Below are 25,596 nucleotides of genomic sequence, written 5' to 3'. Positions count from 1 at the left end.
CATGGATCCCTTCCGCATCGACGTCCCGCAGGCCGACCTCGACGAGCTGCACCACCGGCTCGCCCGCACCCGCTGGCCCGGCGAGCTGCCCGGCGCCGGCTGGGCGTACGGCGTGAGCGAGCCCTACCTGGCCGAGCTGGCGGAGTACTGGCGGACGGGCTTCGACTGGCGTGCACAGGAGGCCCGGCTCAACGCGTTCCCGCAGTTCACGACCACGATCGACGGCCAGCGGGTGCACTTCCTGCACGTCCGCTCCCCCGAGCCGGACGCGACCCCGCTGATCCTCACCCACGGCTGGCCGAGCACGGTCGCCGACTTCCTCGACGTCCTCGGCCCGCTCACCGACCCGAGGGCGCACGGGGGCGACCCGGCGGACGCGTTCCACGTCGTCGCCCCGTCGGTGCCCGGCTTCGCCTTCTCCGGGCCGACGAACGAACCCGGCTGGAACACCCGCCGGATCGCGCGGGCGTGGGCCGAGCTGATGCGGCGGCTGGGGTACGAGCGTTACGGCGCCCAGGGCGGCGACTTCGGCAGCATCGTCTCCCCCGAGCTGGGCCGGACCGCTCCCTCGGAGGTCCTCGGCGTGCACGTCAACGCCGTCGCGAACGCCGGTGTCCCGACCGCGCCCGGCGACCTCGAACGACTGTCCGAAGAGGACCGCAAGCGGGCGCAGGAGAACCAGGTGTGGTGGTACGCGCATTCCGGCTACGCCACGCAGATGGCGACCCGGCCGCAGACGCTGGCCTACGCGCTCAACGACTCCCCCGCCGGGCAGCTGGCGTGGAACCTCGAATGGTTCGTCGACTGGGATCCCACGGCCACCCCGCAGGCGCCGGTGTCGCGCGACGCGATCCTGACCAATGTGACGATCTTCTGGCTCACGGGCACCGCCGGCTCGGCCGCGCGCCTCTACCTGGAGGCGGGCCAGGACGGCTGGGGTGAGCGCCCGGCACCGTCCGGGGTGCCGACGTCGGTGACGAACTTCCGCGGTGACCACGCGATCCGCGGCCTGGCGGCGCTGTCCAACACGGTCACCCGCTGGCGGGAGTACGACTCCGGCGGGCACTTCGCGTCGCTCCAGGCGCCCGAGCTGCTGGTCGAGGACATCCGCGAGTTCTTCCGCGACCTCTAGTCCACAGTGGACGCGCGGCGGCGCCGCCGGTCCACGGCGCCGTCAAGCAGGGGCCGCAGCTCCTCGACCACCGTGTCCAGCGGCGCGACGTCCTGGTGCGCCCGCGCCAGGACGATCGCGCCCTCCAGCGTGCTCAGCATGAGCACCGCCAGTGACGCGCTGCGCGCCGACGGCACGCCGAACTGCTCCAGCGTCTCGGCCAGAGGTCGTTGCCAGCCCTCGAAAGCCTTGCCGACGGCGTCGCGCAGGCTCTCGCTCGTGGCCGCCGCGTCCGCGACCGTCGCCACCAGCGGGCAGCCCGCGTCGAAGCCGGTCGCCGTGAACTCGTCGCGCCACTGCGCGGCCATCGCGGCGAACAGCTTGCCTGGCGTCGGGTCCTCGAGCTTGGCCGCGACCCGCGCGACGCGGCGGGCGGCGTACCCCCCGGCCCAGGCGACGGCTTCGGCGATCAGCTGGTCCTTACCGCCCGGGAAGTAGTGCTGCAGGGACCCCCGCGGCGCCTCGGCGTGCGCGACCACGTCCCGCATGCCGGTCGCCCCGACACCCTGGATCCGCACCAGCTGCGCGGCGCTCAGCACGATCCGCTCGCGTGGCGTCCTCGTCATCGGCTGCCTCCTTCATGACACTCGTCATGGTAGCCCAGTGGGGCACGACCAGCGCGAAGTCGCGCTCGCCGCGTTCGTAGGCGGGCACCGGGCGGAAGCCCTGCCGCAGCAGCAGCGCCTCGGCGCCGGTGTTCCCGGCCTGCACGGTGGCCCGCACCGTCCACGCCGGCCACCGCCCGGACGCCCACAGCCACCGGCTGAGCGCGCTCGCGATCCCCCGCCGCTGCCAGGCGTCGGCGACCAGAATCCCGAGTTCGGCCTCCCCCGGTGCCTCCGAGACGAAGTTGAGCAGCCCCACCGGAATCCCGCCGGACGTGGCCAGCAGCGCGACGCCGCCGGGTGGGCCCGCGAGCAGGAACCGCTGGTAGCGCCGGAAGATCTCGCCCGGTTCGGCCGGGCCGCCCATCATGAAGCGCCGCCGGAGACTGCCCGGCGCACAGGCCGCGACCAGCGCGGTCACGCACTCCCGGTCTGCAGGACCCTCGCCCAGCTCCCGGATCTCTATGACAGCTGTCATAGAACCATGGGAGCACAGTCGGGCCGGGCGCACACTATGACGGGCGTCATAGATCGACTCGACCCGGCCGGGGATCCGTCGTTCAGGTGATCAGGAAAGCGCCACTCGACGACCGGCGGTACGAAGAACCATGCTGGAGGTGCGGAGAGGTCCGCGAGGAGGGCAGGAGGAAGAACCACTCCCTTCCGTATTAAACGTATACCGCACCCCAGGGCTTGTGGCAAGACCCCGGTCGTGCCGCAGAATCATCGGCCGTAGCCGTGAACTGCGGCTACGGGTTCGAATCAAACGGGGGTTTGCGAGTGCGTGTGCTGTTGTCGACCTACGGTTCGCGGGGAGACGTCGAACCACTGGTGGGGCTCGCGGTGGCGGTGCGGGCCCTCGGCGCGGAGGTCCGGGTGTGCGCGCCGGCGGACGAGGACTTCGCGCGGCGGCTGGCCGATATCGGGGTCGAGTTCGTGCCGGTCGGCCCGTCGGCCCGGGAACTGACCAGGGCGGCCCCGGCGCCGTCGTCCCTGCCGGAGCGCGCCGCGCAGCTGATCGCGGCGCAGTTCGAGGTGCTCCCGGCCGCGGCCGAGGGCTGTGACGTGCTGGTGGCGACCGGCATGCTGCCGACCGCCGCCGGCGCGCTGTCGGTGGCCGAACTGCTGGGCATCCCGTCGGTGTTCGTGGCCTTCCAGAAGTCCACGCTGCCGTCGCCGCACCACCCGCCGCTGGCCTACCCGGGCCGGCCGCACCCGCCGGGCGTGACCGGCAACGGGCAGCTGTGGGGGCTGGACGCCGAAAGCGTCGACGTGCTGTTCGAGGCCGCCCTCAACACCAACCGGGTGGCGAACGGCCTGCCCCCGGTGGAGGGCGTCCGGGACTTCGTCATCGGCGACCGGCCGTGGCTGGCGACCGACCCGGTCCTGGACCCGTGGCGGCCCACCGGCCTGAACGTCACGCAGACCGGGGCGTGGATCGTGCCGGACGACCGGCCGCTCCCCCGCGACCTCGAGGCGTTCCTGGCCGCCGGCACTCCGCCGGTCTACGTGGGTTTCGGCAGCATGCCGATGCACGCGGCGGCGGACGTCGCCGGCGTGGCCGTCGAGGCGGTCCGCGCGCAGGGGCGCCGGGTCCTCGTCCTCAAGGGCTGGGCGGACCTGGACGCGGTCGACGAACGGGACGACTGCTTCGTCGTCGGCGAGGTCAACCACCAGGCGCTGTTCGGCCGGTGCGCCGCCGTCGTGCACCACGGTGGCGCGGGCACCACGACGACGGCCACCCGGGCCGGCGCGCCCCAGGTGGTGGTGCCGCAGGCGACGGACCAGCCGTACTGGGCGGGGCGGGTGGCCGACCTGGGCGTCGGCGTGGCCCACGACGGGCCGGCACCCACCGTCGAGTCGCTCTCGGCCGCGCTCCGGACGGCCCTGGCCCCGGAGACCCGCGCTCGTGCGGCCGCGGTGGCGGCCACGATCCGCACCGACGGCGCGCAGTTCGCCGCGCGGCTGCTCGTCGATGCCGTCGCGCACGAAAAGGCCCTCGCGTGAACGATTCTTTTGCCAACAACCAAGGGGGATCCGTGGTCGACGTGATCGTGGCCGGCGGCGGCCCGACCGGCGTCATGCTGGCCAGCGAGCTGCGCCTGCAGGGCGTGGACGTGCTCGTGCTGGAGCGGGAGCCGCGGCCGTCGCCGGTGGTGCGCGCGCTCGGCATCCACGCGCGCACCATCGAGGTCATGGACCAGCGCGGGCTGCTGGACCGGTTCCTCGAGGCCGGCAAGAAGTACCCGCTCAACGGGTTCTTCGCCGGGATCAGCAAGCCGCAGCCCGCGCACCTGGACACGTCGCACCCGTACGTCCTGAGCATCCTGCAGCCCGTCACCGAGCGCCTGCTGAACGAGCACGCCGACGAGCTGGGTGTCGAGATCCGGCGCGGCTGCGAGGTGACCGGGCTGGTCCAGGACGACGACGGGGTGACCGTCGACCTGGCCGACGGCACGCAGCTGCGTTCCCGTTACCTCGTCGGCTGCGACGGCGGCCGCAGCACGGTGCGCAAGCTGCTCGGCGTCGGCTTCCCCGGCGAGCCCACGCGGGTCGACACGCTGCTGGGCGAGATGGAGCTGACCGAGGACCCCGAGACGCTCACCGCGGTGATGACCGAGATCCGCAAGACCCAGAAGCGGTTCGGGGTCGGGCCCATCGGCGACGGCCTGTACCGCCTCGTCGTCCCCGCCGACAGCGTCGCCGAGGACCGCTCGGCGCCGCCGGACTTCGAGGAGTTCAAGCGGCAGCTGCGCACCACCGCCGGCACCGACTTCGGGGTGCACTCGCCGCGTTGGCTCTCCCGTTTCGGCGACGCCACCCGGCAGGCCGAGCGGTACCGGGTCGGCCGCGTGCTGCTGGCCGGCGACGCCGCGCACATCCACCCGCCGATGGGCGGCCAGGGCCTCAACCTCGGCCTCCAGGACGCGTTCAACCTCGGCTGGAAGCTGGCCGCCGAGGTCGATGGCTGGGCGCCGGCGGACCTGCTGGACAGCTACGAGGCCGAACGGCACCCGGTCGCCACGCAGGTCCTGGTCAACACCCGCGCGCAGATGCACCTGACGTCCCTCGACGCGGGACCGCAGGCCGTGCGGCAGCTGCTGACGAAGCTGATGGACTTCGAGGACGTGAACCGGTACCTGACCGAGCAGCTCATCGCGGTCGGCATCCGCTACGACTTCGGCGACGGGCCCGACCTGCTCGGACGGCGGCTGCGGGACGTGGCGCTCAAGGACGGGCGGCTCTACGACCGGATGCACGACGGCCGCGGGCTGCTGCTCGACCAGGCCGGCCGGCTTTCGGTCGCGGGCTGGGCGGACCGCGTCGACCACGTCGTCGACGTCAGCGAGGAACTCGACGTGCCCGCGGTGCTGCTGCGCCCGGACGGGCACGTGGTCTGGGCCGGGGAAGACGGCGCACAGCTGCCCGCCGCGTTGCGGAAGTGGTTCGGGGAGGAGAAGGGGGACCGTGTCAGCACCGGGGTATGACGAAGAACTGGGGTCCGAGCGCGAGTACGTCGCCGGGCTCTACACGCGGCTCGACGCCGAGCGCGCGCGGGTGCAGGGCGAGTACCAGGCGGCGCTGGGCGGCAAGGGCCTCGGCGCCATGGAACGCGACGTCGGCGTGCGCGCGCTGGGCCGGGAGTCGAAGCGGCTGGACGTCGTCGACAACGGGCTGTGCTTCGGCCGGATGGACGCGATTTCGGGCGAGCGGTCCTACATCGGCCGGATCGGCCTGTTCGACGAGGAGCACGACTACCGGCCGGTGCTGCTCGACTGGCGGGCGCCGGCGGCGCGCGCGTTCTACACCGCCACCGGCGCGAACCCGGAGGACATGCGGCGGCGCCGGCAGTTCCACACGCGCGGGCGCCAGGTGCTCGGGTTCACGGACGAGGTGCTCGGCCGCCCCACCGAGGGCGACCAGGGTGACGCGGCGCTGCTCGCGGCGATCAACGCGCCGCGCGGGGAGGGCATGCGCGACATCGTCGCGACGATCCAGGCCGAGCAGGACGAGATCATCCGGCTCGACCACCCCGGCGTCCTGGTGATCGAGGGCGGGCCGGGCACCGGGAAGACCGTGGTGGCGCTGCACCGCGTCGCCTACCTGCTCTACACCCAGCGCGAGCGGATGGAACGCCACGGCGCCCTGGTGGTCGGGCCGAACCCGGCGTTCCTCAGCCACATCGGCCGCGTCCTGCCGTCGCTGGGCGAGACCGACGTCGTCTTCACGACCACCGGCGGTTTCGTGCCCGGCCTGCACGTCACGGCCGAGGACACCCCGGATGCCGCGCGGCTCAAGGGTTCCCTGAAGATCCTCGACGTCCTCGCGGCGGCGGTCGCCGACCGGCAGCGGCTGCCGGAGGAGCCGCTGCCGATCGAGCTGCGGGACGTCACCGTCCGGATCGACGCCGAGACGGCGGAGTGGGCCCGGCAGGAGGCGCGCGACAGCGGGCAGCCGCACAACGAGGCCCGCGCGGTGTTCACCGACATCGTCACCTACGTGCTCACCGAACGCGCGATGGGCCGGATCGGCCGCGGCTGGCTGTCCCGCGACGACAAAGCGGAGTGGGAGTCGCTGCGGAAGGACCTGCTCGGCGAGCTGGCGGCCGACGAGAAGTTCACCGCGGCGCTGGATGCGCTCTGGCCGGTCCTGACACCGGAAACGCTGCTGGCGCAGCTGTACGAGTCCGCCCCGGCGGACTCGGGGTTGTCCCGGGCCCGTGGTGACGCCTGGACCGTCTCGGACGTCCCGCTGCTCGACGAGCTGGTCGACCTGCTCGGCCACGACAAGTCGGCCGAGAAGGCGGCCGACGCGGCACTCGCGCGCGAGCGGAAGGCCGAGGCCGAATACGCCGAAGGCGTCTTCCAGACGATGAAGCTCGACCGGGAGGAGATGGACGAGGACGTCATGCTGTCCGCCGAAAACCTGCTCTACGCCGAGGATCTGGCCGACCGCTTCGTCGAGGCCGACACGCGCAGCCTCGTCGAACGCGCCACCGCCGACCGGGACTGGACCTACCGCCACGTCGTCGTCGACGAGGCCCAGGAACTGTCCGAAATGGACTGGCGGGTGCTGATGCGGCGCTGCCCGGGCCGGTCGTTCACGGTGGTCGGCGACCTCGCGCAGCGCCGGTCGGAGGCCGGGGCGCGGGCGTGGGACGACGTGCTGGCGCCGTACGTGCCCGGCCGCTGGGTCTACCGTTCGCTCACGGTGAACTACCGCACCCCGGCCGAGATCATGGCGGTCGCCGCCGCGGTGCTCGCCGAGTTCGCGCCCGGCGTCCGGCCGCCGGAGTCGGTCCGCGCGTGCGGCGTCCCGCCGTGGTCGAGGCACGTCACCGACGGCGAACTGCCCGCGGCGATCGAGGAGTTCGTGCGCGACGAAGCCGGCCGCGAGGGCACCAGCATCGTGATCGGGCCGCCGGGGGTGCCGGGCACGGTGCCGGCGTCGGAGACGAAAGGCCTGGAGTTCGACGCGGTCCTGGTCGTCGAGCCGGCGAGGATCCTGGCCGACAACGCGGCGGACCTCTACGTCGCGCTCACCCGGGCGACGCAACGCCTCGGCGTGCTGCACCGGGAGCCGTTGCCGGCGGCGCTGAGCGGGCTCGCGGAGGCCGTCCGGACCTAGCGGGATTCGCCCCGGGGGTGCGCGGGTACGTTGCCGTGGCCCGCGCTCCCCCACCGCGAAAGGCGTCCCGATGCAGTTCTACGCCGAACGGCCCATCCGCCGCACCGCCCAGCTCGTCAGCGACCTGCTGGCGTTGCTGCTCGTCGTGTTCGCGGTGTGGCTGGGAACCACGGTGTACGACGAGGTCATGAAGCTGCGCGCGCCCGGCGACGGGCTCGTGAGCGCCGGAACCGGGCTGACCGGGACGTTCGACTCCGCCGCGAACTCGGCCGACGGGATCCCGCTGATCGGCGACGCGCTCGCCAAGGCGCTGCACGGCGGTTCGGACGTCGGCACCAAGTTCGCCGACGCCGGCCGCTGGCAGATCGAAGCCGTCGAGAACCTGGCCTGGTGGATGGCGGCGATCATCATCGCCCTGCCGATCCTGACGCTGCTGGCGACGTGGCTCCCGATGCGCTGGCACTTCGCCCGCCGCGCGTCGGCGGCCGCCCAGCTGCGGGCCTTGGGCGACGAGGGCCTGGACCTGCTGGCGCTGCGCGCGTTGACCACCCAGCCCCTGCGACGGTTGGCCAAGTCCGGCGAGATCGCCACGGGCTGGCGGGCGCGGGACAAGGAGGTCATCGCGGTCCTGGCCGGGCACGAACTGGCCCGGCACGGCCTGGTCTCCTGACCTCGCCCGTCGCCGTGTCGTCCATCCAGGTACGCGTGTCGTCCACTCAGGTACGCGTGTCGTCCATCCAGGTACGCGTGGTGGCCATTCCGGCTCGCTCGCTCCGGACGACCGGGCCGCCGCCCTCGTGTCCAGCCGGGCATCACCCGTGATCCGAGCGGCATCGCGCGTGATTGAAGGGGCATCACTCGTGCTCGGCCGGACGACACGCGTACCCAGCTGGACGACACGTGTACCTGGACGGACGACACAGGCTCAGCGCGGGCCCTGGTTGCGGCCCACCGCGCGGCCGATGAAGAAGCCCAGCAGCAGGCCCACGATCAGGCCGATCGCGATGAAGAAGATGACCGTGGCCGCGGCGATCTTGCCGACCGTGCCGAGGAAGCCCTTGGCCTCGAGGTCCTGGACCGTCGCGAGGGTCTGGACGAGCGTGTAGTGCGTCATGATCACCAGGGTGACAGCACCGGGGCCACCCTGCACGCCGCGAAGGTCCCCCACCGGTGCTCAGGACACCGGTGGGGAGACCCCCGCACTCCGCGGGCCCGAGATCAGCCGACGGAGGGGCCCATCCCGAGCGACTGCGGCGTGCTGGCGTCGGGCGAGGGCTGGTGCAGCCCCTCGTCCAGCGGCCCGAACTCGGTCATCAGCGCCGCGCTGCCGCCCCACGGCGTCGCTTCCTCGGCGATCAGCGAGTTCGTCGTCAGCAGCAGGCCGGCCACCGAGGCGCCGTTCTGGATCGCCGAACGGCACACCCGCAGCGGGTCGACCACGCCCAGGGCGATCATGTCGCCGAACTGGTCGTTCAGGGCGTCGAAGCCCTCGTCCGAGCCGAGCTCCCGGGTGCGCGCGACGATCTCGTGCGCCGGGTGCCCGGCGTTGTGGGCGATGAGGAACGCCGGTTCGGCCAGGGCGCGGCGGACGATCTCCACCCCGATCGCCTGGTCGCCTTCCAGCCCCAGGCCCTCCAGGGCCTTCTCGGCGTGCAGGAGCGCCGCTCCCCCGCCGGCCACGATGCCCTCGGCCATCGCCGCCCGCGTCGCGGACAGCGCGTCCTCGACCCGGTGCTGCAGCTCCTTCAGCTCGGCCGGGGTCGCCGCCCCGACCCGCACCACCGCGACCTTGCCGGTCAGCGCGCCGATCCGCTCGGTCAGCACGTCCTCGTCGATGCCGAACTGCGCGCGCTCCAGCTCCGCCCGCAGCTGCCCGACCCGGAACTCGACGGCGTCGGACGTGCCGCCGCCACCGACGATCGTGGTGTTGTTCGCGGTGACCCGGACCTGCTTGGCCCGGCCGAGGTGCTCCAGCGTCATCGTCTCCATGCTGAAGCCGGACGTCTTCGACAGCACCGCGCCGCCGACGATCGCGGCGAGGTCGTCCAGCTTGTGCAGCCGCCGGTCGCCGAACCCGGGCGCGCGCACGGCCACCGACTGGAACGTGCCGTTCACGTGGTTGTGCACCAGCATGGACAGCGCCGTGCCCTCGATCGACTCCGCGATGATCACCAGGGGCCGCGGAGCCCGCATCACCTTGTCCAGCAACGGCATCAGCTGCTGCACCTTGGTGATCTTCTCCGCGGACATCAGGATGTACGGGTCGTCGAGCACCGCCTCGAGCCGGCCGGGGTCGGTGACCAGGTACGGCGAGATGTAGCCGTTGTCGAACTCGAAGCCCTCGACGAAGTCGACGCTCATCCCGATCGCCGGCGACTCCTCGACCGTCACCACCCCGCCGTCGCCGACGGTGTGCAGGGCCTTCGCGATGACGGCGCCGACCGTGTCGTCGTCGTTCGCCGAGATCGCCGCGACCCGCGCGTAGTCCGCTTCGGACACCACCGGGTGCGCCTGCTTCTCCAGGTACGCCACGAGAAGCCCGACGGCGTGGTCGATGCCGCGCTTGACGAGCACCGGGTTGCCGCCGGCCGAGATCGCCCGCATGCCTTCGTGGACGATCGCCTGGGCGAGCACGGTGGCCGTGGTGGTGCCGTCGCCGACGACGTCGTTGGTCTTGATCGCCGCTTCCTTGACCAGCTGCGCGCCCATGTTCTCGAACTGGTTCTTCAGGTGGATCTCGCGGGCGATGGTGACGCCGTCGTTGGTGACCACCGGCGAACCGGTGATCTTCTCGATGATCACGTTGCGGCCCTTGGGGCCGAGGGTGGACTTGACCGCTTCGGCCAGCTTGTCGACGCCCGCCAGCAGCAGGTCGCGGGCGTCCGAGCCGAACCGCAGTTCCTTCGCCATGTTCCTGCTCCTAGGGTGTGAGGATGGCCCGACCGCGCACGCGTCCGGCATCGAGGTCGGCGAGTGCGTCGAGAGCCGCGTCCAGCGGGTACTTCTTCGTGTGGAGCGTGACCTTCCCGGCCTGGGCGAGCACCATCAGCTCCACGAGGTCGTTGTACGTGCCGACCAGGTTGCCGACGACGCTGCGCTCGGTGGAGATGATGTCGATGGTCGGGATGTCGATGTTGCTGCCGTAGCCGATCACGAAGTGCGACCCGGCGCGCCGGGTCATCGCGAACGCGTCCTGCTGGGCGCCCTGCTCGGCGACGAAGTCGAGCACGACCTCGGCGCCGTTGCCACCGGTCAGGTCGAGCACGGCGTCGACCTGCTTGCCGTCGCCCAGCACCGTCTCGTCGGCGCCCAGCTCGGTCGCCAGCTTCAGCGCGTCGGCGTTGCGGTCGACCACGATCACGCGGGTCGCGGTCAGCGCCTTCAGCGACTGGATGCCGATGTGCCCGAGGCCGCCGGCGCCGTTGACGACGCAGGTGGTGCCCGGGTACAGCAGCGGGACGGCCTTGCGCACCGCGTGGTAGGCGGTGATGCCCGCGTCGGCCAGCGCCGCGACGTCCTCGGGCTGGGTCGACGGGTCGAGCTTGATGCACGCCCGCGCCGACGTCAGCAGGTACTCGGCCATGCCGCCGTCGCTGTCGATGCCCGGGAAGCTCCCGTTCGGGCAGTGCATGTCGTCACCCGCGCGGCAGGCGTGGCAGAGCCCGCACGTCGGGGTCGGGTGCAGGATGACCGTGTCCCCGACTTCGACGTTCGTCACCGCGGGGCCGACCTCGTGCACCCAGCCGGCGTTCTCGTGCCCGATCGTGTAGGGCAGCGTGACACCCGACTTGTCCCGCCACTGCTCTTCGATGATGTGCAGGTCGGTGCGGCACACGCCGGCACCGCCGATCTTCACGACGACGTCGAAGGGTCCGGTCGCGCGCGGCTCCGGTACGTCTTCGATCACCGGTTGCTGGTGGTACTTCTGCAGCCGCACGGCCTTCATCCCGTGCCCTCCTCATCTGACGTCAGCGAATACCGGGCGCGCAGCATGCCGCGGCACACGCCCGAGTTGGCCTCCATGCTCGTGCGGGTCAGCCGGGCGAAGGCCAGGTGCCGTTTCGCCTCGGCCGGCGCGACCGGCTGCCCGGTCGCCGGGTCGAGCAGCAACGGGTCGGCGTCGCCGGCGGGCAGGCCGAGCTCGCGGCGGCGGGCCCGCAGCCGGTCGAGGTCCGGGCTCGCCGGGACCTGCCCGAGGGTCAGCTCCGCCGGGTTCAGCCCGGTGCCCGACAGGGTCCGGCAGACCCGGTCGGTGCCGGCCAGCACGGCCTTGCGCACGAAGTCGTAGCGCAGCGTGTCGAGCTCGTCGACGGCCTCGCCCTCGAACGACGCGACGAACCCCTGCCGCGCCGCGACCCCGCGGTTGATGACGTCGGAGGCGAAGTGGTCGTCGAGCCGGATGTCGAGCCCGGTCAGGCCCGGCACCCCGGCGACGGCGTCGTAGGCGTCCGCGACCATCAGGAACGCGAAGTTGGGCGCGCAGAAGTAGGTCGGCAGCCGCAGCCGGATGAGGGCGTGGCCCGCCGCGCTCACCTCGCAGCGGGCCACGAAGCCGAGATCGGTGAGGGGCTCGTCCAGTTCGGGATCCCGGACCGTGCCCAGGGCAGACCACACTTCGGCGTGGCCGGCCCGGACACCCCGTTCGTCGAGAGCCGTCATGAGTTCGGCACGCCGACGGGCTCGACGTTCTCCGGGTCCTTGATCCGCAGCTCCTCCGGCACGTCGATGTCGTAGAGGCGCGCGGCGTTCAGGCCGAGGATCTTCCGCTTCTGGTCGACCGTGAGCGGCGCGAAGTCCGAGAGTTCCTCGTCACCCGGCATGTTCCAGTCGACGAAGCCCTCGACCTGCCACTTCGGTTCCCAGATGGCGTAGTCGGCGCCGAAGATCAGCTTGTCCTCGCCGATCCAGAACATCAGCTCGCCCATGACCTTCGCGAAGAACTTCGGCCGGGCGTGCATCAGGCCGCCGATGACGACGGCGAGGCCGGCGTAGACGTTCCGCTCCTGGGTGGCCATGAAGCAGAAGTCCTCGATGCGCGGCAGGCCGACGTGCTCGACGATGAAGTTCAGGCCCTGGAAGTTGGTCGCCACGTGGTCCACATCGGACACGTCGAAGGCGTCCTTGTCGAGCGGCCAGATCGTCGGTCCCTTGTGGATGTGGACGTTCTTGACGCCCAGTTCCTCGCACTTCTCGAGGTACTTGGCCGCTTCCGGGTCCTTGAGGCTCCAGCCGCGGGAGTCCCCGCGCCACTCGGCCGTGTAGAGCTTGACGCCCTTGCAGCCGTACTTCTTGACGCGCTCCTCGAACGCCTTCATGCCCTCGTCGCCTTCGCGCGGGTCGAAGGTGGTGTTGACGAGGAACTTGCCCGGGTGCCGTTCGGCCATCGCGCCGTCGGCCTCGGTCGTGTTGAACCCGTTCGTGTACCACTGCCGCAGGTTCGTCGGCTGGAAGATGGCCGTGTCGACGTGCCCGACCTCGAACAGGTCGTGCATCATCAGTTCCTCGGAGTACTTCTGGAACCGGTCGATCGGCCAGTGCGTCTCCTTCGGGCCGAGACCCTGGTAGGCGTGGAAGCACTCGATCCACCCCTTGGCGTATTCCTCCTGCCCCTTGACCCAGTTGTCCGGGCTGGCGTCCCAGAAATGGGTGTGGGCGTCGACCACGAAATACTTTTCGCCATCTTTTTCGTACATGGGTGACCCTCCTGAGCGGATCGAGTGCTTCTTGCCTGTGACATCCGGGGCTTCGCCCCGGGCCGGGGGCTCCGCCACCCGGAGCCCCCGAAAGCGTTTAACTACTTGGTGATGACCTTGAGGTCGAAGTCGAGGTACTCGGCCGCGTCCTCGGGGTTGGCGAACATGATCGTGCGGTCGTCCTCGTGGATCATCCGCCCGTAGTGGGTGGACATGCTCTCCTCGAACTCGGCCGCGTTGAACCAGCCCTCTTCCTCGCCGGCGGCCTCGTCGACCTCGGCGTAGATCAGGTCGGTCCGGCCCTTCGCGTCGACGCGGATCATCGACGGCAACGGCGTCACGGTCACGTTGTCCTTGCCGGCCATGACTTCCGCGATGATCGCGCCGACCTGGTTGTTCATCAACGTGAAACCGCACATGTTCGAGGCGGTGTTGTTGACCTTGTACGGGCTTTCCGAGGTTTTGAAGACGGTCACTGGCCCAGCTCCTCCGGTGCTTTGAGACCCAAATCGGACAGGATTCCGGCGAACCGGCTCTTCACGCGGTCGAGGCCGTCCTCGAACCGGATCGGCTTCGCGTCGGGCTGCGACCACAGGGGCTGCAGGGCGCGCGCGGCGGAGATGCACCGCGGAACCCAGTCCTCGAGCCACTTCTGCGCCAGCGCCTTGTTCTGGTCGGCGAACTCCTTGTCGTTGATCAGCAGGTCGAACATCGCCTTGGTGTAGCGGAGGTCGCGTTCGGAGAAGTCGAACTCCTCCGCGCCGATCAGCGTCGGGGTGACGAAGTCGCCGTTCGCCGGCGCCGCCTGCTGCACCAGGTTGCTGCGGAACAGCTCACCCACCAGCGGCTCGAAGACGATGTTCGAAGCGAAGATCGCCTCGCACCAGTCCCAGATCCCGGTCAGCTGCTCGGCGGTCTCCCGCACGCCCTGCCAGGCCGGGTCCTCGTTCCACGTCGCCAGGTGCGCGCCGCCGTCGAAGCCCGGGACCTCTTCGGTGAGCGTCAGCGTGTAGAGCGCCAGGTCCTGCGCCGCGCGGATCCGGTGCATGCTGTTCACCGAGATCGCGTTGTTGTGCATGTTGGTCGGGGCGCGGCGGTTGGCGTTGGCGTACAGGTACAGGCCGAGCCCGTGGTCCACGTGCATCCAGGCGCCGACGTGCTTGGCGACGAAGTCGACCCAGTTCGGGTTCCACTGCTCGAACGCCTTGGCCTGGCGGGCCGCGTCGATGTTCTGGTTGAGCTGGCGCACGACGTTCGCGTTGTACCGGTAGAGGGTGAGCTCCCACTCCTCGTTGGGGTCGCGGAACTCGTGCCAGCCGTGCGCGGGCCAGTCGTAGCCCTTGCCGCCGGAGCCGGGGCTGCGCTCGGGCACCGGTCGGTCGGACCCCCACGCCTTCATCGCCGTCCACTCGAGCGGGTAGCCGCCCTTGCCGTCGGCGAAGGCGTAGAGCCAGCCCTGCGACAGGTAGTGCCGCGGGTCCGGCTGGACTTCGACGGTGACGTCTTCGTAGTGACTCTGCTTGCGCTTGGCCGGGGTGAAGTAGTTGTACTGGCGGGCGCTGGAGTCCGGGAAGACCTTGGCGCCTGCCTCGGCGTCGGTGAACGCCGGCTTCGGCACACTGCGTTCGGAAGTGGCTGTCATGGGATCCGTCCTCTGGTGTCAGGCGTCGGATTCGCCCGTGGTGGTGAACTTGTCGTAGAAGACGCGCTTGTCGGGGACACCGAGCGCGGGCAGCAGCTCCAGCGCCGCTTCGACCATCGGCGGCGGGCCGCAGACGTAGGCGTCGGCACCTTTCAGGTCGAGGCCGGCCTGGCGCAGGACGTCGGTGATCAGGCCGGTCTCGCCGTCCCAGTCGTCGTCACCCGGCTCGGAAAGCGCCGGGACGTACCGGAAGTTCGGCAGTTTCTCCTCCAGCTCCCGCAGTTCGGCCTCGAAGCAGAGGTCCTGCCGGCGTCGGGCGCCGTAGTAGAAGGCCGCCTTCCGCTCGATGCCGCGCTCGGCCATGGTCCGCAGCAGCGCGAGGATGGGTGCCATCCCGGCCCCGCCGCCGACGAAGACCAGGTCCGCGCTCGGGTTGTCCCGGAGGGTGAACACCCCGAACGGGCCGGTGATCCGGAGCCGGTCGCCGACCGCGACTCGCGCGTCCAGGAACCGGGAGAACAGCCCGTCGGGATAGATCTTGATGACGAACTCCAGGAGCCCGTCGCGCGCCGAGGTGTTGGCCATCGAGAACGACCGGGACTCCTCGGTGTCCGGGATCGCGAAGTCCACGTACTGGCCCGGGAAGAACTTCAGCGGCTGGTCCGGGTCCGTCAGCTTGACCACGAGGTGACGCAGGTCGTGCGTGACGTTGTCGTTCGACACGACCTCGACTTCCGCCTCCTGGATCGGCAGCCCGGACTGGATCATCTCCTCGTCGTAGTTGAGGAGCTCGATCGTGAGGTCTTCGTAGGCGTGGGCCCGGCACAGCAGGGTGAAACCCTCCTCCTTTTCGTAGTCCGGCAACGCGAAGGTCGAGTACTTGTCGTGTTCGACGTCGTCGCCGTCGAGGATGAACGACTTGCAGGCCGCGCACTGCCCTTCCTTGCAGCCGTGCATGAGCATCACGCCCTGCTCGGCCGCGGCACGCAGGATGGTCTGCTCCTCGGCGACGTCGATCTCGATCCCGACCGGCTCGAACCGGACGCGGTGTTTCTCCGACATGCCAGCCCCGTCCCGTTCCGGCACTTTCACGTGAAAGCGCCCACCTGGGGGCGGCACTTTCACGTGAAAGTGCCGCCCCTGTGGTTGTCAGGCCTTCTGCGGTGCCGGGCGCCCGGCCGGGCCCTGGCGGTTGTAGTCGGCCACGAACGCGGCGCGCTCCTCGTCGGACATCTGGTTCAGCAGCACGTTCGGCGACTGCACCTCGGGCATCCGGCGCAGGTGGTCGAGCGTCCACATCTTCTTCGGGTCCAGGTCGAGGTGCGGCTGCGCGACCATGGTCTTGCCGTCGTCGCGCACGAAGCCCATGTCGGTGACGACGTCGGCCCAGTTCCAGCCGTGGTACAGCGTCTCCCACTCGCGGGCCCCGACCAGCTTGCCCATGTTCGGGGTGTTGCGGCCCTGGTAGGTGGGCCGGAACGCCTCGGCGTCGGTCCAGCGGCACGTCTCCGAGCAGTACGTGCGGTGCTGGCCGTCGACCTCGTCGACCACCATGTCCTCACGGATGAGGCACGGCACCATGCACGTCCAGCAGCGGTGCGGGTACACGTAGTTGACGTCCTCGGCGACGATCGGGTGGTGCCCGTTCGGCGTCGCGAGCCGGCTGTAGTTCTCCCACCAGGCGCCGTACTTGTCGTACCAGCCGGGGTACTTGTACTCGAACCACTCGAAGTCCTCGTCGGTCATCGGGTCGATGCGCCAGTAGTTGGCGAGCCACCCGGTGGCGAAGAACTGCGCGACCTCGTGGACGTAGCCCTTGTTCCAGATCCGGTTCCACGCCTCCTCGATGAGGTCGTGCGGGATGACCAAGCCGTACTTCTCGAGCGGGACGAGGTAGCTGCGGTAGTAGTCGTCGTAGATCCAGCGACGCCACATCTCCGCGTAGCTTTCCCGGTCCTTGCGGCGGTCCTTCGTGCCGTACTCGATGAACGTGCCGATCGCGGCGTCGACGACGGCGTGGTTGTTCCACCACGCGTACCGCAGGTCGCGCTCGAGCAGCTGGTGGTTGCTCTCGTCCGACAACGCCATCAGCAGCGTCGCGTAGCCGTTGCTGATGTGCCGGGACTCGTCCGACTGCACCGAGTGGAACACCGTCGGCAGCAGGTAGTCGCCGTTCGCGGCGGCTTCGGCCGGCATCGCCACGAACAGCGTGTTGGTGAACGCCGTCTCCGCCACGATGGTGAGGTAGATGCTGGCTGCGGTGATCGCGTCACCGGTGATGAAGCCTTCCGCGAACTGGCGGCCGATGGTGCCGCAGTAGTCGTTCTGGAAGTTGCGCAGGCTCGAGTTGAAGCCCGCCGGGTCGATGTAGTTCTGCATGTACAGGCGCTTGAGGTTCTGCTGGATCGTCGAGTGCCGGACCTCGTCGATCATCTGGATCGCCTGGCCGTTGTGCAGTTCCGGGTTGGGCACCGTGCGGAACAGCAGCGGCATCGCCCGCGCGGCGGAGATCTCCGGCAGCGGGATGATCGACAGGAACAGCTTCTGCCATTCCAGCCACCGTTCCTGCACCTGGCGGAACATGTTGCCGCGGATCGCGCCGTCCTCGGCGCCGTAGACCCGGTGGTCCTTTTCTTCCTGCATCGGGAAGTACGAACGGAGGACCTGCTTCAGCGGGTCCTTCTTCTTGGCCTTCTGGAAGGTGTAGTCGGTCCCGTAGTGCGAAACCGGGGTGTGGTACGCCGGTTCCCACGACAGTTCCTGGATCTTCTGGTGGGCTTTCGCCACACTCTGGCGACTCATGGATCACTCCTTATCCGTGGCTCCTGCCTACGGCGGCCGAGCGGCTCCCCTCCCGGCCGGGGGATGCGGGGCGCACGTCCTGCGCTCACCATTCAAGGGGCGGCCCGAGGTGACGCGGGTCTCAATCTGAGACAGAACCGCTGCTCAGGGCTCTTCACGCTCACTGAACATCCGGGCGCGCAGCTCGGCGAGCTCGTTTTGAACGCCGTTCCGCACCCGCGCGTCTCCTTCGACGGTCGGCGTGATGCCGAGCGCGCGCAGCAGCGCCGCCGCCGGTTCACCCGGGTGGCCTTCACCGCCGAACACGGGATGCAGGCCCTGCTCGGCCAGATGCGTGAAAACCAGGTTCACAATCGTCCACGGGTTGTACGTCTCAGCGGCCATGACTCCATCGCACCGCTGCCCCGCCGGCCAGAGCGTCTCAATTTGAGACACCGTGACCGGCCTAACGCGCTTAGGCTGGACGGGCGGCACAACGGGTGTGCCCGCACCCACGTGGGCCGCGGGATTCAGGAGGTTCTGCGTGGACGACAAGGTGCCCGGCATGCTGCTCGCGGACGACGAGCTCGCCCGGACCCGGGTGCGGTTCCTCACCGCCGAGCAGGTCCCGGCCGGCACCGTCCGGCAGACCATCCTCGCCTCGTGGCGGCGTTCGCGGGAGTTCCAGGTCGAGGCCGACCGGATCGACCCGCTGTACCTCGGCGACCAGAACCTCGACATCCCCCTGATGCGCGGCGCGGAGCCGGTCCTGGGCAAGCTGAGCGAGCAGTTCGACGGCCAGCCGATCAGCCTCATCCTCACCGACGCGAACGGCGTCGTGCTGACCCAGCGGACGGGCGACGGCGACCTGCGGCGGCACCTGGAACGCGTCGAGCTGGTCCCCGGGTTCAGCTACGGCGAGCAGTCGGTGGGCACGAACGGGATCGGCACCGCGCTGGAGGACGGCCGCGCGACCACGGTGTTCGGCCACGAGCACTACGCCGAGCACCTGGAGAACCTGGCCTGCGCCGGCGTCCCGATCCACCACCCGATCTCGGGCAAGAAGATCGGCGCCGTCGACCTCACCTGCTGGTACAAGGACGCGGGCGGCCTGCTCATCGCGCTGGCCCGCTCGACCGCCGAGCAGATCCGGCAGGCGCTGCTGCGCCACAGCGACCTGCGGGAGATGATCCTCTTCCAGGCCTACCTGCAGACCTGCCGCCGCTGGACCGGCATCGTGCTGGCGTTCAACGACGACATCGTGATGATGAACGACCGGGCGCGGCAGCTGCTCGACCCGTCCGACCAGTCCCTGTTGCTGGGCTACGCGACCGAGGCCCTGGCGGACGGCCAGCGGACGTCGGCCATGCTCGCCCTCTCGAGCGGCCTGCGCGTACGGGTGTACTGCCGTCGCGTGCCGGGCCAGCGCGAGACGGACACCGCGGGCGGCGTGCTGTCGGTGAAGCTGATCGAGGCGGAGGAGACCCTGGCCGCGTCGACCCCGATGCTGCCGATGTACCTGCCGGGCGTCGTCGGCTCGGCGCCGCTGTGGCTGCGCTGCGGCCACGAGCTGGACGCCGGCCTCCAGCGCGGCGAGTGGGTCGCGCTGGAGGGTGAGCCGGGCACCGGCAAGCTGACCCTGGCCAAGGGCCTGCACCAGCGCCACCACCCGGCCGCCCGCCTGCTGACCGTGGACGCGGCGGTCGCCACCGGCCCGGACTGGACGGAAGCGCTGCTGCGCGAGCACGCCGAGACCCCGATCCGCACCTTGGTGATCTGCCACGCCGACCGCCTGTCGGTAGCCGCCGCGACGGCGCTGGCCGGCGTGCTGCGCGACCTCCGCGAACGCGAAGACGCGCCATGGGTGGTGGCAACGCTCGCCCCGGGCGCCGAGACCAAGCCGGCGCTGGCGGAGCTGCTGAAGTTCTTCCCCCGCACGGTCCGGGTACCCCCGCTGCGCCACCACGTCGACGACCTGGCCGAGCTGGTCCCCCTGGTCCTGAGCAAACTAGGCTACGGCGGCAGGCTGACCTGCTCGGCGGCGGCGCTGCACCTGCTGATGAGGGCGGAGTGGCCGGGCAACACCGGGCAGCTGTACCAGGTCCTGCGCAAGGTGGCCCAACGCCGCCGAGCGGGCACCATCCGCCCGGGCGACCTCCCAGCCGAGTTCCACGCGGTGACGCGCCGTCCGTTGAACCGCTTTGAGTCGATCGAGCGTGATGCGATCGTGCGGTGCCTGGAGGACGCGGACGGCAACAAGGTGCGCGCGGCGAAGCTGCTGGGGATTTCGAGGGCGACGATTTACCGGAAAATCCACGAGTACGGGATCGTTCCCCCGACCCGGTGAGCCCGGGGTCGGTCGTCGGGGCCCACACGTTTGGATGATTCCCAGCGGGTCTTGTGTGCCTGAGGCCGGACCTCGCTCGATTCGCCGCGGAACCCACGCATTTCGCGACCGATCTCGCGAACCTGGCGCCGGAACTCGTGAGTGCCGCAAAGGCACTCGCATGTCCGGAGCCGGACCCCACGTGACACCCGGCGGATCTTGCGTGGTTCTCGGCCGAACCCGCGCATTTAACGACCGAACCCGCGAACCTTGCACCGGAACTCACAAGCACTGCAAAGGCACTCGCATGTTTGGGAACCGGATCCACGTGATCCGACGGGTCTCGCGTGATTCCCGACGGATCCGGCGTGTCCGAACCCGAAACTCACGTTTCTGGAACCGGACCTCGCTTGGTCGGAGCCCGACCTCACGTGATCCGGTGGGACCTCGATTGCCCGGAACTGAATCGAGTTCGCCGCCAAGCGGCTCAAATCACCCTCGCCGAGCCCGCATCGCAATCGTGTGCGCCGGACCGGAACCCGCGTGATTCCGAGCGGATCCGGTGTGGCCAAGGCCGGACCTCGCGTGGCTCCCGGCGGAACTCGCGTGCCCGAAAGCGGATCTCGCGCGTCCAGAGGTGCATCACCCGTGTCCAGCGGGGCATCACCCGTGTCCAGTGGGGCATTGCGCGTGATTGCCGGGGCATCACGTGTGTCTGGAGGGGCATCGCGAGAGTCAGCGGGCTGCCAGTTCCGCCAGCTGGTAGGCCATCTTCGAGCGGACCGGGGGCAGGCCGAAGGCCAGCTTCATCACCGTGTTGCGCAGCAGGCGCGCGGGGCGGGGGCGGAGGGTCGCCAGGCGGGTCATGCGGTCGGTGAAGGCGACCACGCCCGTCGCCACCGGGCGGCGGGTCTGCTCGTAGGTGTCCAGCAGCGTGTCCGGCGAGCCGGCGACCACTCGGGCCAGCAGGCGGCCCAGCACCACCGCGTCCTGGATGCCCGTGTTCATGCCCTGGCCGCCGGCCGGGCTGTGCACGTGGGCCGCGTCGCCCGCCAGCAGGATCCGGCCCGCGCGGTAGCGGTCGGCCACCCGGTGGTGCACCCGGAACCGCGAGCTCCACAGCACCTCCGTCACCCGCGACCGCGCCCCCTCCGGGCCGCGATTGTCCACAATGGACTGGATGTCCTCGATGCCCGGCTTCTCGACGGCGGAGGCAACCGTCGCGACGAGCCGGTAGCGGTCGTCCGCGCCGGGCAGCGGCGCGACCACCGTCACCCCTTCCGGTGACAGGTGCAGGCTGACCTCCTCGCGGTCCAGCGGCCAGCTCATCCGGACGTCGGCGAGCACGAACGACTCGCCGTACGACGCGCCGGTGAAGCCGATCCCGGCCTGGTCGCGCACGGTGCTGTGCATGCCGTCGGCCCCGATCACGTACTTCGCGCGCACCGTGCCGCCGGTCGTCGTGACCGTGACGCCGGTGTCGTCGCCCGCGACCGCGGTGACCTCGTACGGCCGGTGGACGTCGCCGCCGGCCTCGCGCAGCCGCTGCAGCAACACCGCCTCGGTCCGGTCCTGCGGCACCATCAGCGTGTACGGGTACGCGGTCGGCAGCCCGCCGAACGGCACCCGCGCCAGCACCGTGGCGCCGTCGCGGACCGTGAACGTCGGGACCACGACGCCCAGCTCCTTCAGCCGCTCGGTGACGCCGAGCTCGGCGAGCACCTCCAGCGTCCGGGCGTGGATCACGCAGGCCCGGGACGTGTTCGCGCCCTCGGCCTGGCGGTCGAGCAGCACGAAGTCGATCCCGGCCTCGGCCAGCGCGATCGCGGCGGCGAGCCCGGCGGGGCCGGCTCCGGAGATCAGGACGTCGGTGCGGGCGGGCAGGTTCATGACGGTCTCCTCGAGTTTGCCAACAACTGTTGGCATCCACGTAAGCACCGCCGCGCTGGCTTGTCAACAAGTGTTGGCCTACACTTGTTGACATGAGTGCCGAGCCCTCCCCCCGCCGCTCCGACGCCACCCGCGCGGCCATCCTCGACGCGGCGCGCCGCCGGTTCGCCGCCGACGGCTTCCGCCGCGCGACCATCCGCTCGATCGCGGCCGACGCGGGCATCGACCCGTCGATGGTGATGCGCTACTACGGCAGCAAGGACGGCCTGTTCGCGGCGGCCGTGGACGTCGCGCTCGACCTGCCCGACCTCGGCGAAGCCGACCCGGCCACGGTCGGCGAGCTGCTGACGCGGCAGTTCCTCGTGCTCTGGGAGCAGCCGCCGACCGACGAGATCCTGCTGACGCTGCTGCGCTCGGCCGTGGCCGACGACGCCGTCGTCGAGAAGATCCGCGAGGTGTTCGCCGGCCAGGTGACACCGGCGGTCCTGCGGTTCGGCGCCCCGGCCGACGCACCCCGCCGCGCCGGACTCGTCGTGGCCCAACTGTTCGGCCTGGCGCTGACCCGGTACGTCCTGCGGCTGCCACCGGTGGTCGCGCTGACGCCGGCGGAGATCGTCAAGGAGATCGCCCCAACGATCCAGCGGTATCTCACCTCGGCGGGATGAGTGCCATCCTGGACGGCATGCCGACCCGGTGGACGTGCCCGCGTTGCGACCGCGAGTTCGCGCGCGCCGGTCAGGGGCACACGTGCGTGCCGGGCTGCACGGTCGACGACACCTTCGCCGGGCGCTCCCCGGGACAGCGCGCGGTGTACGACGCGATCGCCGCCCACCTGCGCACCCTTGGCGAGTTCCACGAGGACGCCGTCAAGGTCGGCGTGTTCCTCAAGCGCGACCGCAAGCTCGCCGAGGTGCGCCCGCGCTCCCGCGACGTCCTGCTGTACCTGTTCCTGCCGGGCCCGGTCGAGACGGCCCGGATCCGCCCGGCATGGGGCACCGACGGCGCGCGGGTCGGGCACCGGGTGAGCCTGCGCGAGGTGTCCGATGTGGACGACGAGGTGCGCGGCTGGCTGACCGCCGCGTACGACTTCTCATGACGGGCTGATCCCCCGCACCGCCAAACCCAGCAGCCGCAACGCTTCCCCCGCCGGGTCACGCCCGTGCTCGGTCGCCAGCACGATCCCCGTGACCACCGCGACCAGGTCCGCCGACGTCACCCCGGCCGCCACCGCGCCCGCCTCGATCGCCCGGCGCAGCAACGGTTCGCCCGCGTCCGTGAGGCGGACGCAGACGTGGTCGCGGTCCGGGGCCTCGTCCTGGATCAGCGCCGCGGCCATGCCGCGCGCGGAAGCGGCGTACTCGGTCAACGCCGTGAGCCAGTCGAGCAACGCGGCCCGCGGGTCGTCGGCGTCGGCCAACTCCAGGGCACGGCCGTCCAGCGCGTCGACCCGCTCGCGGAAGACGGCGTCCAGCAGGGCGCGCCGGCTCGGGAAGTGGCGCCGCACGGTCGCCGAGCCCACCTCGGCGGTGCGGGCGATCTGCTCGAGGGACGCGTCCGCGCCGTGCTCGGCGACCTCCCGCTCGGCGACGGCGAGGATCCGCGCGTAGTTGCGCTGGGCGTCGGAACGCGGCACGGACACCTCCCGGAAACGGAAGTGGCGGGGGCCGCCACTTAGTGGCTATCGTAGCGGACACGAAGTGGCGGGCCCCGCCACTTAGCCGTCGAAGGAGTCCCCATGTCCCCCGTCCTCGTCACCGGCGCCACCGGCAAGCAGGGTGGCGCCACCGCCCGCGCCCTGCTCGCCGCGGGCGCCGAAGTCCGTGCGCTGGTCCGCGACCCCGGTACCGAACGCGCCGAGGCCGTCCGGGCGCTCGGCGCCGAGCTCGTCACCGGCGACCTGTACGACCCCGGTTCGCTCGCCCCGGCGCTCGAGGGGGTACGCGGCGTGTTTTCCGTGCAGCTGCCCGACATGACCGACCTTGACGGCGACTCCGAGTGGGTCCAGGGCCGCAACCTGGTCGACGCCGCCCGGGACGCGGGGGTGCCGCAGTTCGTGCACACGTCGGTCTCGGGCGCCGGGCAGCACCGCACTGCGCCGGGCTGGAAGGAGGGCCGCTGGAAGTCGATGGAGCACTACCTCGAGACGAAGACCGCGATCCAGGACCGCGTCCGCGAAGCCGGTTTCGCGCATTGGACGGTGCTGGAGCCGGGGTTCTTCATGGAGAACTTCCTCCCGCCGTCGTTCCTGCTCCCCCACGGCGTCGGCGGCGGGATCGTCACGATCATCAAGCCGGACACGGAACTCGCACTGGTCGCGGTCGACGACATCGGCGCGGCGGCCGCGGCGGCCTTCGCCGACCCGGCCCGCTTCGACGGCGTCGAGCTGGAGCTGGCGAGCGAGCGCCGCACGATGGCGGCCGTCGCCGAGGTGCTCTCCCGCGCCTTCGGCACCGATCTCACCGCGCCGGACCTGACCGCCGAAGAAGCCCTGGCGGCCGGCGCGCCGGCGTTCACGCTGCGGCACGAGTGGCAGAACGCGATCGGCCACCCCGCCGACCCGAAGTTCGCGCGGGACCTCGGCATCCCCCTGACGTCGTTCGCGGACTGGGCGAGCGCGCACCTGCCTCACGCGGCGACCGCGTAGTCCTTCAGCACCAAGGCGTTCGCCGCGTCACGGATGGGGGCGGCGATCTGCTCCAGGATGCGGTTGCGGCCCGGCAGGTAGGGCATCAGCTTGATCATCCGGGTGTTGAACCACGCGAACGCGCGGGACTGCGGGATGATGCCGCGCAGGGCCGCCTTCGCCAGAGCCTGGTTCTTCTCGATGTACGGCCGCATTTCCGCTTCGTACCGCTCGAACGCCAGCTCGTGGTCGCCCGCCGCCGCGGCGAGTTGGCCCGCCAGGACGTACGCGCCCGCCAGGGCCAGGCTCGTGCCCTGGCCCGAGGCCGGGGACGGGCAGTAACCCGCGTCGCCGACCAGCGTGACGCGGCCGGCCGACACCCGGTCCATCAGGATCTGGCACACCGGGTCGAAGTAGAAGTCGCCGGCTTCGCGCATCGAGTCCAGCAGCTCGGGGATCTGCCAGCCGAGGCCCGCGAACTGGTCGGCGACGAGGTTCTTCTGGCCGTCGACGTCGCGGCGGTCGTACGGCAGATCCTTGCCGGTGAACCAGAACGCGGCCTTCGCGTCGTCGGCGCGGGCGGTGCTGTAGACGTTCACCATCTTGCCCGGCGCCGCCGAGTGCAGCAGTTCCCAGCGGTCCAGGTCGAAGCTGTTCGGCACGGTCGAGATCGAGATGTAGGCGTCGAACCGCTTCAGGAACTCCTCCTCCGGGCCGAACGCCAGGGCGCGGACGCCGGAGTGCAGGCCGTCGGCGCCGACGACCAGGTCGAACCGGCGGGGCGCGCCGTGGGCGAAGGTGACGTGGACGCCGTCGGGGCGCTGGTCGAGGCCGGTGATCCAGTCGCCGAAGACGTACTCGACGTCGTCGCGGGTGTGGTCGTAGAGGATCTTCGCCAGGTCGCCGCGCAGGATCTCGGTGTCGTCGCCGTCGCGGAAGCCGAACGTGTCGGCGTCCAGCTTCGCGATCTGCTTGCCGCGCTTGTTCACGAACCCGGCGCCCCGCATGTCGGTCGCCACCGCGTGGACCTCTTCGAGCAGGCCCATCCGGCGGACGACGTCGACGGCGGTGCCGCGGATGTCCACCTTGTACCCGCCTTCACGCAGGCTGGGGGCGCGTTCGACGACGGTCGGGCGGAAGCCGTGGTGGTGCAGCCACCAGGCGAGGGCGGGGCCGGCGACGCTGGCGCCGGAGATCAGGATTTCTCGGTTGTTCGTCATGCCCCGCAGCGTGGGCG

At 70.8% G+C, this 25,596-nt stretch carries 24 protein-coding genes; 9 read left to right on the top strand and 15 right to left on the bottom strand.

The window, feature by feature from the left end; all coding sequences use genetic code 11:
* Position 1: 1 nt before the first annotated feature.
* Positions 2–1,132, top strand: coding sequence for an epoxide hydrolase family protein (locus VA596_RS27670; RefSeq protein WP_323331088.1), 1,131 nt, complete (start codon positions 2–4; stop codon positions 1,130–1,132).
* Here VA596_RS27670 and VA596_RS27665 read toward each other — a convergent pair.
* Together VA596_RS27665 and VA596_RS27660 are read right to left on the bottom strand one after the other, a co-directional pair.
* Positions 1,129–1,659: an LmrA/YxaF family transcription factor gene (locus VA596_RS27665; protein ID WP_458364016.1), complete on the bottom strand. Its 531-nt coding sequence runs from the start codon at positions 1,657–1,659 to the stop codon at positions 1,129–1,131. The two genes, VA596_RS27670 and VA596_RS27665, sit on opposite strands and share 4 nt — an antisense overlap.
* Complete coding sequence (locus tag VA596_RS27660) at positions 1,592–2,254, bottom strand: GNAT family N-acetyltransferase (RefSeq protein ID WP_323331087.1); 663 nt, start codon at positions 2,252–2,254, stop codon at positions 1,592–1,594. Before VA596_RS27660 ends, VA596_RS27665 begins: the two co-directional genes overlap by 68 nt.
* Before the next feature lie 302 nt (positions 2,255–2,556).
* On the opposite strand from VA596_RS27660, the gene VA596_RS27655 reads away from it, so the two are divergent.
* The 4 genes from VA596_RS27655 to VA596_RS27640 all read left to right on the top strand — a co-directional run bounded on the left by VA596_RS27655 (position 2,557) and on the right by VA596_RS27640 (position 8,074).
* Positions 2,557–3,783 (top strand): glycosyltransferase, encoded by a 1,227-nt coding sequence (locus VA596_RS27655; RefSeq protein WP_323331086.1) that lies wholly within the window; start codon positions 2,557–2,559, stop codon positions 3,781–3,783.
* Between the two features lie 32 nt (positions 3,784–3,815).
* The gene (rox, locus tag VA596_RS27650) at positions 3,816–5,264 is read left to right on the top strand and encodes a rifampin monooxygenase (protein WP_323331085.1); all 1,449 of its coding nucleotides are present in this window, start codon (positions 3,816–3,818) and stop codon (positions 5,262–5,264) included.
* Positions 5,245–7,404: an RNA polymerase recycling motor ATPase HelR gene (gene helR, locus VA596_RS27645; protein WP_323331084.1), complete on the top strand. Its 2,160-nt coding sequence runs from the start codon at positions 5,245–5,247 to the stop codon at positions 7,402–7,404. Before rox ends, helR begins: the two co-directional genes overlap by 20 nt.
* A 70-nt stretch (positions 7,405–7,474) precedes the next feature.
* Positions 7,475–8,074 carry a hypothetical protein gene (locus VA596_RS27640; RefSeq protein WP_323331083.1) on the top strand — a complete coding sequence of 200 codons (600 nt, stop codon included), beginning with the start codon at positions 7,475–7,477 and terminating at the stop codon, positions 8,072–8,074.
* Positions 8,075–8,329: 255 nt separating this feature from the next.
* On the opposite strand, the gene VA596_RS27635 is transcribed toward VA596_RS27640, so the two are convergent.
* The 10 genes from VA596_RS27635 to VA596_RS27590 form a co-directional block, all read right to left on the bottom strand.
* Positions 8,330–8,518, bottom strand: a complete 189-nt coding sequence (locus VA596_RS27635) for a Z-ring associated ZapG family protein (protein ID WP_323331082.1) — start codon at positions 8,516–8,518, stop codon at positions 8,330–8,332.
* A gap of 104 nt (positions 8,519–8,622) precedes the next feature.
* The gene (gene groL / locus VA596_RS27630) at positions 8,623–10,314 is read right to left on the bottom strand and encodes a chaperonin GroEL (protein ID WP_323331081.1); all 1,692 of its coding nucleotides are present in this window, start codon (positions 10,312–10,314) and stop codon (positions 8,623–8,625) included.
* Positions 10,315–10,324: 10 nt separating this feature from the next.
* A complete protein-coding gene (locus VA596_RS27625; RefSeq protein WP_323331080.1) occupies positions 10,325–11,350 on the bottom strand; it encodes an NAD(P)-dependent alcohol dehydrogenase in 1,026 nt (341 codons plus the stop codon).
* The gene (locus VA596_RS27620; RefSeq protein ID WP_323331079.1) at positions 11,347–12,063 is read right to left on the bottom strand and encodes an iron-sulfur cluster assembly protein; all 717 of its coding nucleotides are present in this window, start codon (positions 12,061–12,063) and stop codon (positions 11,347–11,349) included. The genes VA596_RS27625 and VA596_RS27620 overlap by 4 nt, the downstream gene beginning before the upstream one ends.
* On the bottom strand, positions 12,060–13,097 hold the full coding sequence (locus VA596_RS27615; RefSeq protein WP_323331078.1) for an amidohydrolase family protein: 1,038 nt from the start codon (positions 13,095–13,097) through the stop codon (positions 12,060–12,062). Before VA596_RS27615 ends, VA596_RS27620 begins: the two co-directional genes overlap by 4 nt.
* Before the next feature lie 101 nt (positions 13,098–13,198).
* Complete coding sequence (gene mimD, locus VA596_RS27610) at positions 13,199–13,573, bottom strand: propane 2-monooxygenase effector subunit MimD (RefSeq protein WP_323331077.1); 375 nt, start codon at positions 13,571–13,573, stop codon at positions 13,199–13,201.
* Complete coding sequence (locus VA596_RS27605; protein ID WP_323331076.1) at positions 13,570–14,739, bottom strand: ferritin family protein; 1,170 nt, start codon at positions 14,737–14,739, stop codon at positions 13,570–13,572. Before VA596_RS27605 ends, mimD begins: the two co-directional genes overlap by 4 nt.
* Positions 14,740–14,757: 18 nt before the next feature.
* Entirely contained in the window at positions 14,758–15,801 is a 1,044-nt protein-coding gene (locus tag VA596_RS27600; protein WP_323331075.1) for an NADH:ubiquinone reductase (Na(+)-transporting) subunit F, read from the bottom strand.
* A gap of 87 nt (positions 15,802–15,888) precedes the next feature.
* Complete coding sequence (locus VA596_RS27595) at positions 15,889–17,541, bottom strand: ferritin family protein (protein ID WP_323331074.1); 1,653 nt, start codon at positions 17,539–17,541, stop codon at positions 15,889–15,891.
* A gap of 144 nt (positions 17,542–17,685) precedes the next feature.
* The gene (locus VA596_RS27590) at positions 17,686–17,925 is read right to left on the bottom strand and encodes a hypothetical protein (RefSeq protein ID WP_323331073.1); all 240 of its coding nucleotides are present in this window, start codon (positions 17,923–17,925) and stop codon (positions 17,686–17,688) included.
* Between the two features lie 160 nt (positions 17,926–18,085).
* On the opposite strand from VA596_RS27590, the gene VA596_RS27585 reads away from it, so the two are divergent.
* Complete coding sequence (locus tag VA596_RS27585; RefSeq protein ID WP_323331128.1) at positions 18,086–19,867, top strand: sigma-54-dependent Fis family transcriptional regulator; 1,782 nt, start codon at positions 18,086–18,088, stop codon at positions 19,865–19,867.
* A 714-nt stretch (positions 19,868–20,581) separates the two neighbouring features.
* Here VA596_RS27585 and VA596_RS27580 read toward each other — a convergent pair.
* Positions 20,582–21,736 (bottom strand): FAD-dependent monooxygenase, encoded by a 1,155-nt coding sequence (locus tag VA596_RS27580; RefSeq protein ID WP_323331072.1) that lies wholly within the window; start codon positions 21,734–21,736, stop codon positions 20,582–20,584.
* Between the two features lie 92 nt (positions 21,737–21,828).
* Between VA596_RS27580 and VA596_RS27575 the strand changes: the two genes are divergently transcribed.
* Positions 21,829–22,401 carry a TetR/AcrR family transcriptional regulator gene (locus tag VA596_RS27575; protein ID WP_323331071.1) on the top strand — a complete coding sequence of 191 codons (573 nt, stop codon included), beginning with the start codon at positions 21,829–21,831 and terminating at the stop codon, positions 22,399–22,401.
* Positions 22,398–22,832 carry a DUF5655 domain-containing protein gene (locus VA596_RS27570; protein ID WP_323331070.1) on the top strand — a complete coding sequence of 145 codons (435 nt, stop codon included), beginning with the start codon at positions 22,398–22,400 and terminating at the stop codon, positions 22,830–22,832. The genes VA596_RS27575 and VA596_RS27570 overlap by 4 nt, the downstream gene beginning before the upstream one ends.
* Here VA596_RS27570 and VA596_RS27565 read toward each other — a convergent pair.
* Positions 22,827–23,369, bottom strand: a complete 543-nt coding sequence (locus VA596_RS27565) for a TetR/AcrR family transcriptional regulator (RefSeq protein ID WP_323331069.1) — start codon at positions 23,367–23,369, stop codon at positions 22,827–22,829. The two genes, VA596_RS27570 and VA596_RS27565, sit on opposite strands and share 6 nt — an antisense overlap.
* Positions 23,370–23,471: 102 nt before the next feature.
* On the opposite strand from VA596_RS27565, the gene VA596_RS27560 reads away from it, so the two are divergent.
* Entirely contained in the window at positions 23,472–24,380 is a 909-nt protein-coding gene (locus VA596_RS27560; RefSeq protein WP_323331068.1) for an NmrA family NAD(P)-binding protein, read from the top strand.
* Here VA596_RS27560 and VA596_RS27555 read toward each other — a convergent pair.
* A complete protein-coding gene (locus tag VA596_RS27555) occupies positions 24,362–25,579 on the bottom strand; it encodes an FAD-dependent monooxygenase (protein WP_323331067.1) in 1,218 nt (405 codons plus the stop codon). The two genes, VA596_RS27560 and VA596_RS27555, sit on opposite strands and share 19 nt — an antisense overlap.
* Positions 25,580–25,596 lie beyond the last annotated feature (17 nt).

The organism is Amycolatopsis heterodermiae, from assembly GCF_034929455.1.
GTDB lineage: Bacteria > Actinomycetota > Actinomycetes > Mycobacteriales > Pseudonocardiaceae > Amycolatopsis > Amycolatopsis heterodermiae.
This window is presented reverse-complemented; position numbering and strand designations above follow the sequence as displayed.

Excerpts from the sequence above, each read along its gene's own strand:
- VA596_RS27670 (WP_323331088.1), top strand. The coding sequence starts at position 2 with ATGGATCCCTTCCGCATCGACGTCCCGCAGGCCGACCTCGACGAGCTG.
- VA596_RS27665 (WP_458364016.1), bottom strand. The coding sequence starts at position 1,659 with ATGCGGGACGTGGTCGCGCACGCCGAGGCGCCGCGGGGGTCCCTGCAG.
- VA596_RS27660 (WP_323331087.1), bottom strand. The coding sequence starts at position 2,254 with ATGACAGCTGTCATAGAGATCCGGGAGCTGGGCGAGGGTCCTGCAGAC.
- VA596_RS27640 (WP_323331083.1), top strand. The coding sequence starts at position 7,475 with ATGCAGTTCTACGCCGAACGGCCCATCCGCCGCACCGCCCAGCTCGTC.
- VA596_RS27635 (WP_323331082.1), bottom strand. The coding sequence starts at position 8,518 with ATGACGCACTACACGCTCGTCCAGACCCTCGCGACGGTCCAGGACCTC.
- groL (WP_323331081.1), bottom strand. The coding sequence starts at position 10,314 with ATGGCGAAGGAACTGCGGTTCGGCTCGGACGCCCGCGACCTGCTGCTG.
- VA596_RS27625 (WP_323331080.1), bottom strand. The coding sequence starts at position 11,350 with ATGAAGGCCGTGCGGCTGCAGAAGTACCACCAGCAACCGGTGATCGAA.
- VA596_RS27620 (WP_323331079.1), bottom strand. The coding sequence starts at position 12,063 with ATGACGGCTCTCGACGAACGGGGTGTCCGGGCCGGCCACGCCGAAGTG.
- VA596_RS27615 (WP_323331078.1), bottom strand. The coding sequence starts at position 13,097 with ATGTACGAAAAAGATGGCGAAAAGTATTTCGTGGTCGACGCCCACACC.
- VA596_RS27605 (WP_323331076.1), bottom strand. The coding sequence starts at position 14,739 with ATGACAGCCACTTCCGAACGCAGTGTGCCGAAGCCGGCGTTCACCGAC.
- VA596_RS27600 (WP_323331075.1), bottom strand. The coding sequence starts at position 15,801 with ATGTCGGAGAAACACCGCGTCCGGTTCGAGCCGGTCGGGATCGAGATC.
- VA596_RS27595 (WP_323331074.1), bottom strand. The coding sequence starts at position 17,541 with ATGAGTCGCCAGAGTGTGGCGAAAGCCCACCAGAAGATCCAGGAACTG.
- VA596_RS27590 (WP_323331073.1), bottom strand. The coding sequence starts at position 17,925 with ATGGCCGCTGAGACGTACAACCCGTGGACGATTGTGAACCTGGTTTTC.
- VA596_RS27585 (WP_323331128.1), top strand. The coding sequence starts at position 18,086 with ATGCTGCTCGCGGACGACGAGCTCGCCCGGACCCGGGTGCGGTTCCTC.
- VA596_RS27580 (WP_323331072.1), bottom strand. The coding sequence starts at position 21,736 with ATGAACCTGCCCGCCCGCACCGACGTCCTGATCTCCGGAGCCGGCCCC.
- VA596_RS27575 (WP_323331071.1), top strand. The coding sequence starts at position 21,829 with ATGAGTGCCGAGCCCTCCCCCCGCCGCTCCGACGCCACCCGCGCGGCC.
- VA596_RS27570 (WP_323331070.1), top strand. The coding sequence starts at position 22,398 with ATGAGTGCCATCCTGGACGGCATGCCGACCCGGTGGACGTGCCCGCGT.
- VA596_RS27560 (WP_323331068.1), top strand. The coding sequence starts at position 23,472 with ATGTCCCCCGTCCTCGTCACCGGCGCCACCGGCAAGCAGGGTGGCGCC.
- VA596_RS27555 (WP_323331067.1), bottom strand. The coding sequence starts at position 25,579 with ATGACGAACAACCGAGAAATCCTGATCTCCGGCGCCAGCGTCGCCGGC.